The sequence below is a fragment of the Mesorhizobium sp. M0244 genome, from assembly GCF_040321795.1.
Classification (GTDB): domain Bacteria; phylum Pseudomonadota; class Alphaproteobacteria; order Rhizobiales; family Rhizobiaceae; genus Mesorhizobium.
The window spans coordinates 15612-31406 of record NZ_JAMYSE010000074.1; the positions used below are offsets into that span (position 1 = coordinate 15612).

A 15795-nucleotide genomic window follows, 5' to 3' on the forward strand; every position below is an offset into this window, starting at 1 on the left:
TTCAAGCATCGGATTCGTCCGAAAACCGCGATGCACTTTTCGGTCCGATGCTCTCGGTGTTCGAATCGCCCGATTTTTCGCGGCGATGGCCGGCGACGAATTTGGCGGCCTTGTCGGCGATCAGGCGGTCGCGATCCCGGCTGATTTTGGAACGGCCATGCAGCGTCCGGTTCTGTTCGGCCAGGCGTTCCTTCTCGGTTCGCGCCTTCTGCTTGCGGGCCTGACGGAGATTGACGATCTCGGCCATGTCACGCCGCCTGTCGGATCACTTCTTGCGGAAGGCGTCGAGCGACACCACGTCGGCCCCCTTGGCGCCGGCGTCGGCCGCAGCGGGCTTCTTTTCCGCCTCAGCGGCTTTCTTCTTCGTCTCGGGCTTTTTCTCGGCGACGATGGCCAGCGGCTCGGGAGCGGGCTTGGCCTTTGTCTCCTGTTCCGCCGGGGTATCCGTCTTCACGTCGAATTCGAGCTCGAAGTTGACGGACGGGTCGTAAAAGCCGCGCACGGCCGAGAACGGGATTTCCAGTTTCTCCGGCACGTCGGAGAACGACAGCCCGACCTCGAAGCCGGTGTCGCTCACCTTCAGGTCCCAATACTGGAACTGGATGACGATGGTCATCTGTTCGGGATAGCGCTCGCGCAACCGCGAAGACACGCGCACGCCCGGCGCGCCGGTGAGAAAGGTGATGAAGAAGTGGTGATTGCCCGGGAGACCGGTGCGCGCGACCTCGGCCAGGACCTTGCGCATGACGCCGCGCAACGCCTCTTGGGCCAGAATGTCGTAGCGGATGTGGTCATCGGCCATGTGGCTGTCGGGTTCCGTTGAATCGTCCTGATAGCTGTAGTCAAGCTTGAGCGCGGCGTAAACCGGATATAGATCGCTGGCGTGCGGAAGCGAAGCCCATTGGCGACGATTTAATCGTCAAGCGCTGGCGAGCGCGGTCTGTTTGCCTGCTCGGGTCACAGGCTGCCGCTTGCCGAAGGCGCGCAGGAAGGTGCGCACGCCATTTGTCGCGGACTGCACCACCTCGTCCTCGGTTGGTGTACTGCCGAGCATGAAGGTCGTCTGCAGCTCCGCGTTGGCAAGAGCCATGAACTGGCGTGCCGCGACATCGGGATCGTCGATCTCAAGGAAACCGGCATGAGCGAGCCGGGCGAAACGGGCGGCGATCGCCGGCCATGTCCTGCCCGGTCCTTCTTCGCGCCATTCGGCGAAAAGTTCGGGATAGCGCTCGCCCTCGGTCTGGATCAGCTTGCGCAGGAATTTACCGTCGCGGTTGCAGATGCAGTTGTGGTTCATCCGGACGGCAAAGGCGATGAGGTCGGCCTCGAGATCCTTCGGCTGATCGGGGAAGGTGGAGATCGTGGCGAAGATACCGGCATTGCAACGTTCGGTGAGGTCGCGAACGATGGCAACGAAGAGTTTTTCCTTGTCGCCATGATGGTTGTAGATGGTCTGGCGGGAAACGCCGGCCTCGGCGGCAATCATGTCGATATTGGCCCCGGCGAAGCTTTCACGGCAGAAGACCGAAGCGGCTGCGTCGACAATCGACATACGCTTGGCCTCATGGCCGCGTGGCGGGAAAATGTCAGGAGAAACGCTGGCCTTCATACAAAACTATATAGAGGTGGTTGACGAATTAGACAAGCCTGTCTAAATTTGTGGACTAAACACGAAGGGGTTTTCGTTCCGCAGAAGAGTCGGAACCCCACGGGATGCAACGTCCTAGGGTTATACGCCGGTCCGCGGCGGCAACCAGAATTCGAAAGAGCCTGCCATCATGAACGCCAAATTCCTCCGCATTGCGGTCGTGCTCGGCCTATTGTCCGCCATCGGCCCGTTTGCCATCGACATGTATCTTCCGGCCCTGCCGTCGATCGGCGAGGATCTGCATGCCGGCACCGCCGCGGTGCAGATGAGCCTGCTGATCTTCTTTCTTTCCATGGGCTTCGGCCAGATCGTCGTCGGACCGATCTCCGACATGGTTGGCCGCAAGCTGCCGCTCTATGGCGGCCTGGCGCTGTTCATGGTCGGCGGCGTCGGCTCGGCGCTGGCCCCCTCGATTGAATGGCTGATCGCCTTCCGCTTCCTGCAAGGGCTCGGCGCCAGCGCCGGTATGGCCGTGCCGCGCGCGATCGTGCGCGATCTGCACACCGGGACCGAAGCCGCCAAGCTGATGTCGCTGTTGATGCTGGTTTTTTCGGTGTCGCCGATCCTGGCGCCGCTGACCGGTAGCCAGATCATCGAGAATTTCGGCTGGCGCGCCGTGTTCTGGACGGTGACGGGTGCGGCTGTGCTCGCCGCGATCCTGCTGGCTACCTCGCTCAAGGAGACGCGGCCGGTCGAAGAGCGCGCCGGCTCCTCCTTCGGCACGGCACTTTCCGGCTACCGTTTCCTGATGGGGGATCGCAACTTCCTTGGCCTGACGGCCATCGGCGGCTTCGGCATTGCGAGCTTCTTCGTCTATCTGTCGAGCTCGTCCTTCATCCTGATCGACCATTACGGGCTGTCGCCTTCGGTCTATAGCGTGTTCTTCTCGATCAATGCGGTTGCCTTCATCGGCATGTCGCAGCTGACCGGGTTGCTGTCGGAGCGGTTCGGGCTGCAGCGCGTGGTGCGGATCGCGGTGACCGGCTATGCGACGACGATGGTGGTGTTGTTCGCGGTGATGGCCTCGGGTGTCGACCGGCTCGACGTGATGGCGGCACTGCTGTTCATCGGCTACGGCTTTCTCGGCCTGGTCATCCCGACGACGTCGGTGCTGGCGATGGAAGAGCATGGCGAGATCGCCGGCACGGCTTCGGCACTGATGGGCACGCTGCACTTCGCCATCGGCGCGGTCGCAATGGGCGTCGCCGGCGTGTTCTTCGACGGCACGCCGCTGCCGATGGTGGCGGGCATCACGCTTTGCGCGGTGATCTCCTTCACGCTTGCCAAGGTGACGCTCGGCCGTAGCCGGGACGTTGCGGAAGCGTCGGCGGAGTAAGCGTCGACCATCGAGAATAAAAAGGCCGGGCGACGTTCCCGGCCTTTTCACGTTTGCGATCCCGGTTTACACGGCGGGTTCAGGACATGCAGCTTCGACATCTCAAGACGTTCGTGGCGGTCGCCACCACCTTGAATATCACACGCGCCTCCGAGCGGGTTCATCTTGCCCAATCGAGCGTAACGGAACAGATCCAAGCGCTGGAAGCCGATCTGGGGACGTCGCTGTTCGACAGGTCGCGGCGTGGCTTGAAGCTGACGGCGGCGGGACAGCGCCTGCTGGAGTATGCAAGCGATCTCCTCGACCTCGCACACGAAGCCCGTTCCGCTGTCGCCGACGCGGGCGGCACGGTTGCCGGTCGCCTGACTGTCGGCGGCCTGGAGACGCTTTGCTCGACACGCTTGCCAGCTTTGCTGGGGGAATTCCACCGGCGCCATCCCGATGTGGAACTGAACCTCAGGGCGGACGATAGCAGTGGGTTGCGTGCCGGCGTGACCAGCGGGGCGCTGGACGTGTCTTTCCATTTCGGGCCCGTCCCGGTGGTGGTGCCGGAGCTGCGAAGCGAACAGGTGGCGGAAGAAGAGCTCGCCATCATAGCGCCGGCAAATCACCGACTGGCCGGATATGCTGCCATAACGCCCGAGGATCTGGCTGATGAGGCCTTCCTCGTCACCCAGCCCGGTTGCGTCTATCGGCGGATGTTCGACGAAGCGTTCGCAGCAACGCTGCCCGACCGTCCGAGGCTCGTCGGCGAGTTCGCCAGCATGGGCGCGATACGGAGCCTTGTTGCAGCCGGTCTTGGATGCGCGCTGGTCCCGCGTCTCGTGGTCACTTCGGCCGATGCCGAGATCCTTGTGCTGCCCTGGATCGGAAGCAACTCGACGACGTCGGTCACCATGGTATGGCGCCACCGGCGCGTTCAAGCGCCTGTCCTGCGGCTGTTCCTCGCAATGGCGCGTGAAACTCGGGCGCGCGAAATCTGGCCATCGCTAGACCAGTCGCTGGCCACCATCGACATGAAGCACCGTTCCGGTGATGAAGCCGTTATGCATCAGGGACGTGATGGCTTGGGCGATGTCGGCTGCCTGGCCGATCCGGCCGACGAGCAGACGCTTTGCCATGGCGTCCAGCGCGGCCGTCTTTCCGCTGCCGGCGACGGCATCCCAAATCGGGGTGTCGACCCAGCCCGGCGAAACGACGTTGACGCGGATCGGCGCCAGTTCGACCGCAAGCGCATAGGCGAGTGAGCCAAGTGCCCCATTGACAGCCGCCACCACCGAACCTTTCGCGGCTGGACGATAGGCGGCAATGCCTGAGGTCAGCGTGATCGATCCCCTGGGCGTCAGACGAGGCGCGCCATGTTTGGCAAGAAGAAGCGGCCCGACAATTTTGGAATCCATCACCTTCCGCGCCACCGAGATGTCCATATCGGGAAGCAACACATAGACGCCGGTGATGTCGGCGGCGGTCGAGACGATGTGGTCGAGCGTACCGACGTCCTGGAACAGGCGCTGGACCTCGTCCTCGCTTGTGACGTCGGCTGCGATCGTCCTCAGCCTTTCCGGGTGAGGCAAGCGCTGCCGTGCGGCCGACAACCGGTCCTCGGAACGGCCGACGATCGTAACCTCGGCGCCGGCGGCAAGCCGCTGTTCGGCGAGCGACAGCCCCATGCCGGAACTGCCGCCGACGATAAGGATGCGTTCGGGTGTTGGTGTGGTTTCCTGGTTCATCTTGTGTCCATCAGGTAGCTGCCGGGGCGTGACCACACGCGGCGAGAAACTGAAGCCTTTTCCCGCAAAGGCATGGGAGAAGGGAAACGGGAAGATACGAATGCTGCCATCGGAGCTTCCGATGATGGAAGCCATTGCGGCAGGATGAAGCGGTGCTCAGAGCAGAATGCCGTTCAAGCGTTCTCCGCGTTGCTGCCGCTCGATGCCGCCCGGCGCAGTTGCGAAAGAATCAACGCCGGATGCGGTTCAGGCCGCGGCGAAAGATAGGGGGAGATAAGTGTGATGAAGGGGAGAAATGGAGGTTTCTGTTGCCAGGTACCTCCGAACCCCGCCTAGAAGTGCGAACCACTAGGGCTTGAATTGAAGCTATCGCACCGCTTACGCGGCGAGACGTGCTTCCGCATAGTTGTCGTTGGCAACTATAAGTTCAGCCCGATAACGGTGGTACAATGCCGGGCAAAAGTACGATCTTTACACCTTCGTCGATCCTATTTCGCCCCCAGCAAAAGCCGCTCTTGAGCAGCGGTTTTTGGTGGAGGCGCCGGGTACCGCCCCCGGGTCCGAACGGCTTATTTCATCGCCTGTTTATCGCCATAGTCGGTCGAGCCGACGAGGCGAATATAGGGACTGGCGGTGGAAAATGAAAGGCCGGAATGCCACTTTCATCTGTGTCAAAGTGGACCATGAAGGGTTGACTTGCAGTCGGTCTCAACCGAAGCTTTGTGGCGGTGAGGAGACCCAGCGCATAGTTGCGGCAGCGCGCCACAATCCTCATCGACCGGATCCCGTGGCGCCGACGAGGGGAAATTCGATGGCCGACTATCTCGCAGACGTAAAGAAATACGATGCAGCGGCGGACGCCGACGCGGTCGCCAAGATCGTCAAGCATTTGGGCATCGCGCTCAGGAACCGCGATTCCTCGCTGGTGTCCTGCACCGACCCGGAGGAACTGAAGCGCGTCAGGAATAGCTGGGTCGCCGGCAAGCTCGGCGTCACCGATGGCGCCAAGGCGGATGCGGCTATCGAAAAGACCTGCAAGGCGATGGCGGCCGACAACAGCAAGAGCCGGGTGACGTTCTATTACCTCGTCGCCAAAGATCTGGGCATGCTCGGCTCGCTCTGAAGAACTCGCCGCTGATGCCGGTGGGTTTTCCGGTGGAATCGTCTCGCTTTGCTGTGTTCGGCCGACGGTCATTCGGCTATGATGGCTGACAACCCGAATCGAGCCAGAGCCGATGCGCCAGTATCTCGACCTTCTTGAACATGTGCTGGAAAACGGCGCTGATCGCGGCGACCGTACCGGCACCGGAACGCGCTCGGTATTCGGCTACCAGATGCGCTTCGATCTGGCCCGCGGTTTTCCGATCACCACCACCAAGAAGCTGCACCTGAAGTCGATCATCCATGAGCTTTTGTGGTTCCTGGCGGGCGACACCAACATCAAATATCTCAACGATCACGGCGTCTCGATCTGGGATGAGTGGGCCGACGAGAATGGCGATCTCGGCCCGGTCTATGGCAAGCAGTGGCGGTCGTGGCCGGACGGCCATGGCGGCGCCATCGACCAGATTGCGAATCTTCTGAAGGAGATACGCAAAAATCCTAATTCGCGGCGGCTGATTGTTTCGGCGTGGAACCCTGCCGAGGTGGAGGCCATGGCGTTGCCGCCCTGCCACTGCCTGTTCCAGTTCTATGTTTCGGAAGGCAAGCTTTCCTGCCAGCTCTACCAGCGCTCCGCCGACATCTTTCTCGGCGTGCCGTTCAACATCGCTTCCTATGCGTTGCTGACGTTGATGGTGGCGCAGGTGACCGGATTGAAACCCGGCGATTTCATCCACACGCTCGGCGATGCACACCTTTATTCGAACCATTTCGAGCAGGCGCGCGAACAATTGCGGCGCACGCCGAAGGCGTTGCCGACGCTATGGATCAATCCCGAGGTGAAGGATCTCTTTGCCTTCCGCTTCGAGGATTTCCGGCTCGAGAACTATTTCGCCGACGCGACGATCAAGGCGCCGATCGCGGTCTAGGCGGCATATCTAACTGTCCATATCGAAATTGCCTACTGCCGCTAGGCCCTCGGCGTTGTCCGCATCCATCTTGATCGACCGACGTCGACCATGACGCCCAATGCCTGGTCCGCGGCATAGGCGTGTCTGCCTTTTGCGGCGGGCACTGACTTCGTGCGATGTCTCCTTCGGCCTCGATACCGCTGTATGCAACGAAGATTATCGCAGGCCAAGAAAACCTCGGCTCAGAATGCCGTCGCCCGGTAAAGAGCCTTTCCTTGTTATGTTCACATGGATATATCGATGGACGGGCTTCGGGCCGGTCCAAGACGAGGAGAGTTTCATGCTGGCGCGCAAAGGTTCGACGACGATTGCTATCGCGGGTTTTGTGGCGATGCTGATGGCCGCGGTGCCGGCGGCCCGTGCCGAAGACAAGGTGGTCGTGTTTGCCGCGGCGAGCCTCAAGGACGGGCTCGACGCCGTCAACAGGGCCTGCGAGGCCGACGTCGGCGAGGCTGCAACCATTTCCTACGCGGCGAGCTCGGCGCTGGCCAAGCAGATCGAGGGCGGCGCGCCGGCAGACGTGTTCATCTCAGCCGACCTCGATTGGATGAAGTATCTCTCCGACAAGAAACTGACCAAGCCCGGCACGGAGGTGAAATTGCTTGGCAACCAGATCGTGCTGATTGCGCCGCAGGATTCCAAGGTTGAAACCAGGATCGAAAAGGGTTTCGATCTTGCTGGGCTCGTCGGCGACGGCAAACTTGCCATGGGCGATTTCAAGGCGGTGCCGGCAGGCAAATACGGCAAGGCGGCGCTCGAATCGCTCGGTGTCTGGTCTTCCGTCGAAGGCAAGGTGGCGCAGGCCGAGAATGTGCGCGCCGCCCTAAAACTGGTGTCGACCGGCGAGGCTGCACTCGGCATCGTCTATGCCACGGACGCGCATGCGGAGCCCGGCGTGAGAGTGATCGGCACTTTCCCCGCGGATTCCCATCCGCCGATCATCTATCCGGTTGCCCAGCTTGCGGATTCGAAGGGCAAGGATACCCCGGCATTCCTGAAATGCCTGCAATCCGCCAAGGCTGGCGAACTCTTCAAGGCGCAAGGTTTTACAATCCTCGCGCCGAGCAACTGACGAACCGCCCTGAGCATGAGCTGGCTGCTGGATCTCGCTCCCGACGAATGGAATGCGGTCCGGCTGTCGATCAAGGTGGCGACCGTGGCGATGATTGCCAGCCTGCCGCCGGGCATACTGATCGCCCTTGTGCTCGCCCGCGGCCAATTCTGGGGCAAGACGCTGCTCAACGGGCTGGTGCATCTGCCGCTGATCCTGCCGCCGGTGGTGACAGGCTACTTGCTGCTTCTGACTTTCGGCAAGCGCGGTCCCGCCGGGGCTTTTCTGGCCGAGCATTTCGGCATCGTTTTTTCCTTTCGCTGGACGGGCGCCGCGCTCGCCTGCGGCGTGATGGGTTTTCCGCTGATGGTGCGGGCGATCCGGCTGTCGATCGAGGCGGTCGATCGTAAAATCGAGACGGCCGCCGGCACGCTCGGCGCCAATCCGCTATGGGTATTCGGCACGATCACGATGCCGCTGATCCTGCCCGGCCTGATCGCTGGTGCGATCCTCTCCTTCGCCAAGGCGATGGGCGAATTCGGCGCGACGATCACCTTCGTCTCCAACATCCCGAACGAGACGCAGACGCTGCCATCGGCGATCTACACTTTCACGCAGGTTCCCGGCGGCGACGCCGGCGCGCTCAGGCTGACGCTGATCTCGATCGTCATCTCGATGGCGGCACTTGTGGCCTCGGAAGTGCTGGCGCGGCGCATCGGCCGGCGGATGGACATCGAATGACGATTCAGGTCGACATCAGCCACCGGCTTGGCGATTTCGCCGTCAATGCCCGCTTCGAGAGCGCCGGGCGGCTGACTGCGCTGTTTGGGCCATCCGGCTCCGGAAAGACGACGCTGATCAATTTGATTGCCGGGCTGATCCGCCCCGACAGAGGCCGCATCGCGGTTGAGAGCCGTGTGCTGGTCGATAGCGGTGCCGGCCTGTTCGTGCCGAAGCACAAGCGGCGGATCGGCATGGTGTTCCAGGATGCGCGGCTGTTTCCGCATATGAGCGTGGCGAGCAATCTGCGCTACGGCCGCTGGTTCACGCCGGCGGCTGAGCGCTACGCGGATATCGATGGCGTGGTCGAACTGCTCGGCATCGGTCATTTGCTTGACCGGCGCCCGGCAAAACTCTCCGGTGGCGAGAAGCAGCGCGTGGCAATCGGCCGGGCGCTGCTTGCCAGCCCGAAATTGCTGCTGATGGACGAGCCGTTGGCGTCGCTCGACGAGGCGCGCAAGGCCGAGATCTTGCCTTACATCGAGCGGCTGCGCGACGAGACGAAAATCCCGATCGTCTATGTCAGCCACTCGATAGCCGAAGTGGCGCGGCTGGCGAGCGACGTTGTGGTACTGATGCAAGGCAAGGTCGCTGCTTCCGGTCCGACCGGCGCGATCATGCAGCGTCTCGATCTATTGCCGGCCGAAGAGCGCGGCGAGGGCGGTGCCATGCTGGATGCCGCGGTTCTGCGCCACGACGAAGTCTTTGGCATGACAGTGCTAGGCTCATTGGCGGGCGAGATCCGTGTGCCGCTTCTAGCAGCGCCGGTCGGTGCGCCGGTGCGCGTTCGCATTCGTGCCCGCGACGTGATGATCGCCACCGAGCAGCCGGTTGGCCTCAGCGCGCTCAACATATTGCCGGGCGCGATCGTGGCGATAGAGCCGGGCGAGGGGCCTACGGTCGAGGTCGGCATCGACTGCAATGGCGCAACCGTGCTTGCCCGCATCACCGAACAGTCGCGGCAGACGCTAGGGCTTCGGCTCGGTCGAAAGGTCTTCGCGGTGGTCAAGACGGTGAGCTTCGACCGGGCGAACACCGGCGCCGGCCTGCCGGCCGAGGCGCATGGGTGAACGGCGGATGATTGTCGCTATATCGTTTTGGAATAGCGGTATCGCTGGAGAACTTGTAGAATGGCGTGACCGCGGAGGAGCAAAATGCCGTCGCTGAGCTTGCGCATAAATCTCGATCCGGATGGCCGCATCGGGCCGGGCAAGATCGAGCTTCTGGAACAGATCGCCGCCTTCGGCTCGATCTCGGCCGCGGCGCGCGGCATGGAGATGTCCTACAAGCACGCCTGGGATCTGGTCGAGGACATGAACCGGGTGTTCGGCAAACCGCTGGTCGCGGCACAGACCGGTGGGAAAAAGGGTGGCGGCGCTCAGTTGACCTCGGTCGGGCTTGCGGTGGTCAGCCGGTTCCGCGCCATCGAGCGGGCTGCGTCTTCAGCTGCGGCAGCGCATATGGAGGCGCTGCAGGCAGAAATCGATGCTGCGTAAAGGCCGGGGAATTTGTGCCTACCGCGCGTAATCCGCTATTGCTCGTCGGGTTCGCCGGGCTTGCGCAGCAGATAAGTGTCCATGATCCAGCCTTTTTTTCGGCGGGCCTCCTCACGGGTGCTGACGATCTCGTCGCCGACGTCGCCAATCCGGCCCGAGACAACGATCTCGTCGGGCGTGCCGAGGTAGGCGCCCCAGTGGACGCTAACATCCTTGTCGGCCAGCGTGTTGAAGGCGCATTTGCCGTCCAGCATGACGATGGTGCTGCCGGCGTTTTCGGGCAAACCTTCCTCGGCGAGCCGGCGGCCGGTGGTGATCAAAATAGCGTCGCCGATGCGGTTCAGTGCGATTTTGTGGCTGGCGGCGAGTGCCTGGATGGCGGTGATGCCGGGGATGACGTCCAGTTCGAACCCGACATTGCCTCTGAGGCGCACGCGCTCCAGGATGCGCAGCGCGCTGTCGTACAGCGAAGGATCGCCCCAGATCAGGAAGGCGCCGCAGCCGTCTTCGGAAAGTTCGCCGCGGATCAGGCCTTCATAGATCGCGGCGATCGCCTCGTGCCATTCGTCGACGGTCGAGCGATAGGACGGCGCCGGCTCGGCGCGCACCGGCACGTCGAATTCGACGCGGCGCGAGTTCGGATTGGTGACGAAGCGGTCGCAGATCTGGCGGCGCAATTCGGCGAGATCGTTCTTCTTCGCGCCCTTGTCGGGAATGAACAGCACGTCGGCCCGGTTGAGGCCGTTTATGGCCTGCACGGTCATATGATCGGGATTGCCGGCGCCGATGCCGATGACGAGAAGCTTGCGCATGGGCGAACTCCTGCCCGATCGGGATCGGCGTGTCTAGAGCGGGACGCATTCAAATTGAACCGTGCATCCCGCTCTATCTATTTGTTTTGGCCGCATTTCTGCGACGCCAAGTGTTCCACTTGGCTGCAAAATGCTCTAGGCCGACACGGCATGCCGGCAGCGCCGGCATATGTGCTGAAAGGCTTTGAAACGCCACATTGAACAGCTAGGGTCACGTTGGCATTCTCGCCGGGGGAGTTTCCATGTTCCGTTACGTCCTGACCGCAGCGCTGGCGCTCTCGGCTACGCCCGCACTCGCCAATGATTCGGTCGCCGAACTCGGCACCGGTGGGCTGATACTGTCGCGCAGTGATGCGGTGGCGATGGAAAGCGAGGATCTCTACATCGCGCCGGAAAAAGTGACGGTCGACTACATTTTCCGCAACAACACCGACAAGGATGTCGATGCGATCGTCGCGTTTCCGATGCCCGACATCGAGGGCGATCCCGAAGAGATGCCGGCGATTCCCGAGGCGCAGAGCGACAATTTCCTCGGCTTCGAAGTGACGATCGACGGGGTGCCGGCAAAGCCGCAGCTCGAGCAGAAGGTGTTCGCGCTCGGCATCGACGTCGGCGCCGATCTGAAGGCGCAGGGGGTGCCGTTCTATCCATTCGGCGATGCAGCCAAGGCGGCACTGGAAAAGCTGCCGCAGGCGGTCGCCGACGACTGGGTCAACCGCGGCATCATCATCGAGGACACTGCCGATGACGGTTCGGGCATGAAGACCGTCTATACGCCGTTCTGGCAATTGCGCTCGACCTATTGGTGGCGCTCGACCTTTCCGGCCAACAAGGCGGTGCATGTCTCGCATCGTTACAAGCCGAGTGTCGGCGGCACCTCGTCGGTCAGCTTCTTCTATGACGGCCAGTTCCAGGGTCAGTATGCCGCCTACAAGACCCGCTACTGCATGGATGGCACGTTCGAGAACGCCGTGCGCAAGGCAGCCAAGGACGATCCCGACGGCTACCCCAAATATTTCGAGAACCGCATCGCCTATATCCTGACCACGGGCGGCAACTGGGCGTCGGGAAACATCGGCACGTTCAAGCTGACCGTCGACAAGGGCGATCCGAAGAACCTGGTCTCGTTTTGCGGCGAAAACGTCAGGAAGGTCGGGCCGACGACGTTCGAGATGAAGGCGCAGAACTTCCACCCCGAGCACGACATTGACATATTGCTGCTGGAGCCATCCGATGGCGGGAACGGCGGCTGATGGACCTCGCGATCTATGTCGCCATCGCCGAGAATGGCGTGATCGGACGCGATGGCGGGTTGCCGTGGCGGCTTTCCACCGATCTCAAGCGGTTCAAGGCCGATACGATGGGCAAGCCCATCATCATGGGCCGCAAGACCTATGAAGGCATCGGCCGGCCATTGCCGGGCAGGCTCAACATCGTGGTGACGCGGGACAAGGCATGGCGGGCCGAGGGTGTCGAAGTCGCGCACTCGCTCGAAGACGCGATCAGGCTGGCGAATGTGCGCGGGCGCTGCATGGCCGGTGCCGACGAGATCTGCGTCATCGGCGGCGGCGAGATATACGCTCAGGCGCTGCCGCTGGCCGATCGGCTGCACGTCACGCATGTGCTGGCACCGGTCGACGGCGACGCCCATTTCCCGCCGATCGACCCGGCGCTATGGCGGGTGGTCCGCTCGCAAGAGGTGGAGGCTGGTGAAAAGGACAGCCATCCGACACGCTATTCGGTTTACGAGCGGCGCCGCGACGTGCATTGAAGACGACAAAGGGTCGCGACGGGTCTAAATGAGCCCTAGACGGACAGTGCCGGCAGCCGATCGCGTTGAAAGCGTGCCGTCGCATACCTATAGAAGAATAATATTGGATTTTGCGCCGCTGAAGCGGCGCTTGAGGGAATTCCAAGCGAAAGGACATTCATGCCCTGGAACGACAAGAGCGGCGGCGGCGGCCCGTGGGGCGGCGGCAACAACCAGGGACCTTGGGGTCAGGGACCCAAGGGACCCAGCGGCCCGCAGGGTTCGCCTCCCGATCTCGAGGATATCATCCGGCGCGGCCAGGACAGGTTGCGGCGTGCGCTGCCGGGCGGCGGAGGTGCGAGCCCGGCCGTGTTCGGGCTGATTGCGGCGGCGCTGGTCGTGCTGTGGGCGTTCAAGGCGGTCTACACCGTGCAGCCCGACGAAGTTGCGGTGGAGCTCAGGTTCGGCAAGCCGAAGGCGGAGCTCTCGCAGCCCGGGCTGCATTTCCATTGGTGGCCCATCGAAACGGTAGAGACCGCCAACATCGCCGAGCAGCTCGTCGATATCGGCGGCGGCAATACCAGCGGCAACGGCCTGATGCTTTCCGGCGACCAGAACATCGTCAACGTGCAATTCTCCGTGGCCTACCAAGTTTCCGATCCGAGGGCCTATCTGTTCGACGTGTCCGATCCGGCCGGCATGCTGCGGCAGGTGGCCGAAAGCGCGATGCGCGAAGCGGTCGGCCGGCGCCCGGCGCAGGACATTTTCCGCGACGACCGGCAAGGCATTGCGGCGTCGGTGCGTGAGATCATCCAGACGACGCTGGACGGCTACAAGGCCGGCCTCAACGTCAACGCCATTTCGATCGAGGACGCTGCGCCGCCGCGCGAAGTTGCAGATGCCTTCGACGAGGTGCAGCGAGCCGAGCAGGACGAGGACAAGTTCGTCGAGCAGGCCAATCAGTATTCCAACCAGAAGCTCGGCCAGGCGCGCGGTGCGGCCGCCCAGATCCGCGAGGACGCGGCCGCCTACAAGAACAGGGTCGTGCAGGAGGCCGAAGGCGAGGCGCAGCGCTTCATCTCGGTCTATGACGAATATGCCAAGGCGCCGGAGGTGACGCGCAAGCGACTTTATCTGGAAACGATGGAGAGGGTGCTGAAGGATTCGAGCAAGGTCATCGTCGAGCAAGGCAATGGGCAAGGGGTCGTTCCCTATCTGCCGCTGCCCGCATTGCAGCAGAAGGCGCCGGCACCGGCCACCGGAGGAAACCAGTGATGGCCAACCGTCTTCCCGTCATTGCGGTCATAGCCGCGGTCATCCTGTTCCTGCTCTATTCGTCGGTGTTCGTCGTCAATGCGCGCCAGCAGGCGCTGGTGCTCAGGTTCGGCGAGATCGTCGACGTCAAGACCCAGCCCGGCATCTATTTCAAGGCGCCATTCTCCTTCTTCGATGCCGACACCGTGCAGCTGATCGAAAACAGGGTGCTGCGCTTTGACCTCGACAACATCCGCGTCCAGGTTTCGGGCGGCAAGTTCTATGAGGTCGACGCCTTCATCGCCTATCGTATTTCGGATCCGCGTGTGTTCCGCGCCGCGGTCTCCGGCCAGATCGAACTGGCCGAGGCCCGGCTGAGGACGCGTCTCGACGCCGCCTTGCGCCGCGTCTACGGCCTGCGCGACTTCGAGGCGGCGCTCTCGGAAGAGCGCGCCGTGATGATGCGCGAGGTGCGCGATCAGCTGAGGCCCGATGCCACCTCGCTTGGCCTGCAGATCGAGGATGTCCGCATCCGCCGCACCGATCTGACAGCCGAGGTCTCGCAACAGACTTTCGACCGCATGAAGGCCGAACGTCTCGCGGAAGCCGAGCGGCTGAGGGCGCGAGGCAATGAGGCGGCGCAGCGCATCAAGGCTCGCGCCGACCGCGAAGTGGTGGAGATCGTCGCCGAAGCGCAGAAAGAGTCTGAAATCCTGCGTGGTGAAGGTGAAGCCCAGCGCAGCGCGACGTTTGCCGGGGCCTATCAGCGCGATCCGGCCTTCTTCGATTTCTATCGGTCGATGAATGCCTATGGCACGGCGCTGAACAGCGCCGGAACGACGATGGTGCTGTCGCCGAATTCCGAGTTCTTCCGCTTCTTCCGCGACCCGAACAGCAAGGAAACGCCTGCGGCACCGGCGGTACCACCGTCAGCACCTGCCGCTCCCGCACCGGCGGCGCAGCCAAGCACCGGCCAGTAGGGCCGGTGCAGGGATAGCCGGCGTAACGGAGGATTTATCCTCTGGCGGTAGCCATAGCCGCAAACGTGCCGTATTTCTTGCCAACATGACGCGACGCGGCATTTTGCCGAAGCGCTTTTTTTCAGAACACCCGGAGGCCTTTTCGATGACATCCACCACCCTTCTGCGTGCAGCGAGGCGGACGTTCATCGCCGGGGCCGCAGCGCTTCTGGTCGGCGCCGTTGCCGTTCCGTCGTTCGTGACGCCGACGGTGGCAGCCGACGGGCCGCCCTCGGTTGCCGATCTCGCCGCCGGCCTGCTCGGCGCAGTGGTCAACATCTCGACTTCGCAGACGGTGAAGGGCACGGAGGGTCCGGGCGCGGTGCCAATGCCGCAGCTTCCAGAAGGCTCGCCCTTCCAGGACTTCTTCGACGATTTCTTCAAGAACCGTGGCGGCGACAAGGGCGGCGGCGCGCAAAAGGTGCAGTCGCTGGGCTCCGGCTTCGTGGTCGACGCCGAGCAGGGCATCGTGGTGACCAACAACCACGTCATCGCCGATGCCGACGATATCGAGGTGAATTTCTCCGACGGCGTGACGCTCAAGGCGACGCTGGTCGGCACCGACACCAAGACCGATGTCGCGGTGCTGAAGGTCGATCCGAAGGGACACAAGCTGACGGCGGTGAAATTCGGCGATTCCAACACGATGCGCGTCGGCGACTGGGTGATGGCGATCGGCAATCCGTTCGGCCTCGGCGGCACGGTGACGGTCGGCATCGTCTCGGCGCGCAATCGCGACATCAATTCCGGCCCCTATGACGACTTCATCCAGACCGATGCCGCGATCAACCGAGGCAATTCCGGCGGACCGCTGTTCGACAGCAGCGGCGAGGTCATCGGCATCAAC

At 62.7% G+C, this 15795-nt stretch carries 17 protein-coding genes, 1 other RNA gene and 1 pseudogene; 13 read left to right on the forward strand and 6 right to left on the reverse strand.

Annotated elements, in window-relative coordinates; all coding sequences use genetic code 11:
* Position 1 precedes the first annotated feature (1 nt).
* The 3 genes from NKJ08_RS29375 to NKJ08_RS29385 all read right to left on the reverse strand — a co-directional run bounded on the left by NKJ08_RS29375 (position 2) and on the right by NKJ08_RS29385 (position 1609).
* Positions 2–247: a DUF4169 family protein gene (locus NKJ08_RS29375; protein ID WP_352524367.1), complete on the reverse strand. Its 246-nt coding sequence runs from the start codon at positions 245–247 to the stop codon at positions 2–4.
* An 18-nt stretch (positions 248–265) separates the two neighbouring features.
* Positions 266–802 carry an SspB family protein gene (locus tag NKJ08_RS29380; protein ID WP_352466938.1) on the reverse strand — a complete coding sequence of 179 codons (537 nt, stop codon included), beginning with the start codon at positions 800–802 and terminating at the stop codon, positions 266–268.
* A gap of 117 nt (positions 803–919) precedes the next feature.
* A complete protein-coding gene (locus NKJ08_RS29385; protein ID WP_352524368.1) occupies positions 920–1609 on the reverse strand; it encodes a TetR/AcrR family transcriptional regulator in 690 nt (229 codons plus the stop codon).
* 169 nt (positions 1610–1778) lie between these two features.
* On the opposite strand from NKJ08_RS29385, the gene NKJ08_RS29390 reads away from it, so the two are divergent.
* Both NKJ08_RS29390 and NKJ08_RS29395 read left to right on the forward strand, forming a co-directional pair.
* Positions 1779–2984 (forward strand): multidrug effflux MFS transporter, encoded by a 1206-nt coding sequence (locus tag NKJ08_RS29390; protein ID WP_352524369.1) that lies wholly within the window; start codon positions 1779–1781, stop codon positions 2982–2984.
* Between the two features lie 86 nt (positions 2985–3070).
* A pseudogene (locus tag NKJ08_RS29395) lies at positions 3071–3889 on the forward strand (LysR family transcriptional regulator); the annotation flags it as partial.
* Positions 3890–3973: 84 nt separating this feature from the next.
* Here NKJ08_RS29395 and NKJ08_RS29400 read toward each other — a convergent pair.
* Positions 3974–4714, reverse strand: coding sequence for an SDR family oxidoreductase (locus tag NKJ08_RS29400; RefSeq protein ID WP_352776598.1), 741 nt, complete (start codon positions 4712–4714; stop codon positions 3974–3976).
* Between the two features lie 294 nt (positions 4715–5008).
* Positions 5009–5364, reverse strand: a transfer-messenger RNA (tmRNA) gene (gene ssrA, locus NKJ08_RS29405).
* A 161-nt stretch (positions 5365–5525) separates the two neighbouring features.
* On the opposite strand from ssrA, the gene NKJ08_RS29410 reads away from it, so the two are divergent.
* The 6 genes from NKJ08_RS29410 to NKJ08_RS29435 all read left to right on the forward strand — a co-directional run bounded on the left by NKJ08_RS29410 (position 5526) and on the right by NKJ08_RS29435 (position 10113).
* Entirely contained in the window at positions 5526–5837 is a 312-nt protein-coding gene (locus NKJ08_RS29410) for a DUF2853 family protein (protein WP_023676702.1), read from the forward strand.
* A gap of 112 nt (positions 5838–5949) precedes the next feature.
* A complete protein-coding gene (locus NKJ08_RS29415; protein ID WP_352524375.1) occupies positions 5950–6744 on the forward strand; it encodes a thymidylate synthase in 795 nt (264 codons plus the stop codon).
* Between the two features lie 322 nt (positions 6745–7066).
* Positions 7067–7858, forward strand: coding sequence for a molybdate ABC transporter substrate-binding protein (gene modA / locus NKJ08_RS29420; protein ID WP_352524377.1), 792 nt, complete (start codon positions 7067–7069; stop codon positions 7856–7858).
* Positions 7859–7873: 15 nt separating this feature from the next.
* Positions 7874–8578: a molybdate ABC transporter permease subunit gene (gene modB, locus NKJ08_RS29425; RefSeq protein ID WP_352524378.1), complete on the forward strand. Its 705-nt coding sequence runs from the start codon at positions 7874–7876 to the stop codon at positions 8576–8578.
* Complete coding sequence (gene modC / locus NKJ08_RS29430) at positions 8575–9687, forward strand: molybdenum ABC transporter ATP-binding protein (protein ID WP_352784664.1); 1113 nt, start codon at positions 8575–8577, stop codon at positions 9685–9687. Before modB ends, modC begins: the two co-directional genes overlap by 4 nt.
* Positions 9688–9771: 84 nt before the next feature.
* Positions 9772–10113 carry a winged helix-turn-helix domain-containing protein gene (locus tag NKJ08_RS29435; protein ID WP_023676697.1) on the forward strand — a complete coding sequence of 114 codons (342 nt, stop codon included), beginning with the start codon at positions 9772–9774 and terminating at the stop codon, positions 10111–10113.
* Between the two features lie 35 nt (positions 10114–10148).
* On the opposite strand, the gene cobF is transcribed toward NKJ08_RS29435, so the two are convergent.
* Positions 10149–10925 carry a precorrin-6A synthase (deacetylating) gene (cobF, locus tag NKJ08_RS29440; protein WP_352784666.1) on the reverse strand — a complete coding sequence of 259 codons (777 nt, stop codon included), beginning with the start codon at positions 10923–10925 and terminating at the stop codon, positions 10149–10151.
* A gap of 242 nt (positions 10926–11167) precedes the next feature.
* On the opposite strand from cobF, the gene NKJ08_RS29445 reads away from it, so the two are divergent.
* The 5 genes from NKJ08_RS29445 to NKJ08_RS29465 all read left to right on the forward strand — a co-directional run.
* Entirely contained in the window at positions 11168–12178 is a 1011-nt protein-coding gene (locus tag NKJ08_RS29445) for a DUF4424 domain-containing protein (protein ID WP_352784668.1), read from the forward strand.
* A complete protein-coding gene (locus NKJ08_RS29450) occupies positions 12178–12696 on the forward strand; it encodes a dihydrofolate reductase (RefSeq protein WP_352524383.1) in 519 nt (172 codons plus the stop codon). Before NKJ08_RS29445 ends, NKJ08_RS29450 begins: the two co-directional genes overlap by 1 nt.
* Positions 12697–12855: 159 nt before the next feature.
* Entirely contained in the window at positions 12856–13950 is a 1095-nt protein-coding gene (hflK, locus tag NKJ08_RS29455) for an FtsH protease activity modulator HflK (protein ID WP_352524384.1), read from the forward strand.
* Positions 13950–14909: a protease modulator HflC gene (gene hflC / locus NKJ08_RS29460; protein WP_352524385.1), complete on the forward strand. Its 960-nt coding sequence runs from the start codon at positions 13950–13952 to the stop codon at positions 14907–14909. The genes hflK and hflC overlap by 1 nt, the downstream gene beginning before the upstream one ends.
* Before the next feature lie 145 nt (positions 14910–15054).
* On the forward strand, positions 15055–15795 hold a 741-nt coding region (locus NKJ08_RS29465), incomplete at its 3' end, for a trypsin-like peptidase domain-containing protein (RefSeq protein WP_352784673.1).

Bases quoted from the DNA above. Each gene is read 5' to 3' on its own strand.
- NKJ08_RS29410 (WP_023676702.1), top strand. From the start codon at position 5,526: ATGGCCGACTATCTCGCAGACGTAAAGAAATACGATGCAGCGGCGGAC.
- NKJ08_RS29375 (WP_352524367.1), bottom strand. From the start codon at position 247: ATGGCCGAGATCGTCAATCTCCGTCAGGCCCGCAAGCAGAAGGCGCGA.
- hflC (WP_352524385.1), top strand. From the start codon at position 13,950: ATGGCCAACCGTCTTCCCGTCATTGCGGTCATAGCCGCGGTCATCCTG.
- modA (WP_352524377.1), top strand. From the start codon at position 7,067: ATGCTGGCGCGCAAAGGTTCGACGACGATTGCTATCGCGGGTTTTGTG.
- NKJ08_RS29380 (WP_352466938.1), bottom strand. From the start codon at position 802: ATGGCCGATGACCACATCCGCTACGACATTCTGGCCCAAGAGGCGTTG.
- NKJ08_RS29435 (WP_023676697.1), top strand. From the start codon at position 9,772: ATGCCGTCGCTGAGCTTGCGCATAAATCTCGATCCGGATGGCCGCATC.
- NKJ08_RS29400 (WP_352776598.1), bottom strand. From the start codon at position 4,714: ATGAACCAGGAAACCACACCAACACCCGAACGCATCCTTATCGTCGGC.
- modC (WP_352784664.1), top strand. From the start codon at position 8,575: ATGACGATTCAGGTCGACATCAGCCACCGGCTTGGCGATTTCGCCGTC.
- cobF (WP_352784666.1), bottom strand. From the start codon at position 10,925: ATGCGCAAGCTTCTCGTCATCGGCATCGGCGCCGGCAATCCCGATCAT.
- NKJ08_RS29415 (WP_352524375.1), top strand. From the start codon at position 5,950: ATGCGCCAGTATCTCGACCTTCTTGAACATGTGCTGGAAAACGGCGCT.
- NKJ08_RS29450 (WP_352524383.1), top strand. From the start codon at position 12,178: ATGGACCTCGCGATCTATGTCGCCATCGCCGAGAATGGCGTGATCGGA.
- NKJ08_RS29390 (WP_352524369.1), top strand. From the start codon at position 1,779: ATGAACGCCAAATTCCTCCGCATTGCGGTCGTGCTCGGCCTATTGTCC.
- NKJ08_RS29445 (WP_352784668.1), top strand. From the start codon at position 11,168: ATGTTCCGTTACGTCCTGACCGCAGCGCTGGCGCTCTCGGCTACGCCC.
- NKJ08_RS29385 (WP_352524368.1), bottom strand. From the start codon at position 1,609: ATGAAGGCCAGCGTTTCTCCTGACATTTTCCCGCCACGCGGCCATGAG.
- modB (WP_352524378.1), top strand. From the start codon at position 7,874: ATGAGCTGGCTGCTGGATCTCGCTCCCGACGAATGGAATGCGGTCCGG.
- hflK (WP_352524384.1), top strand. From the start codon at position 12,856: ATGCCCTGGAACGACAAGAGCGGCGGCGGCGGCCCGTGGGGCGGCGGC.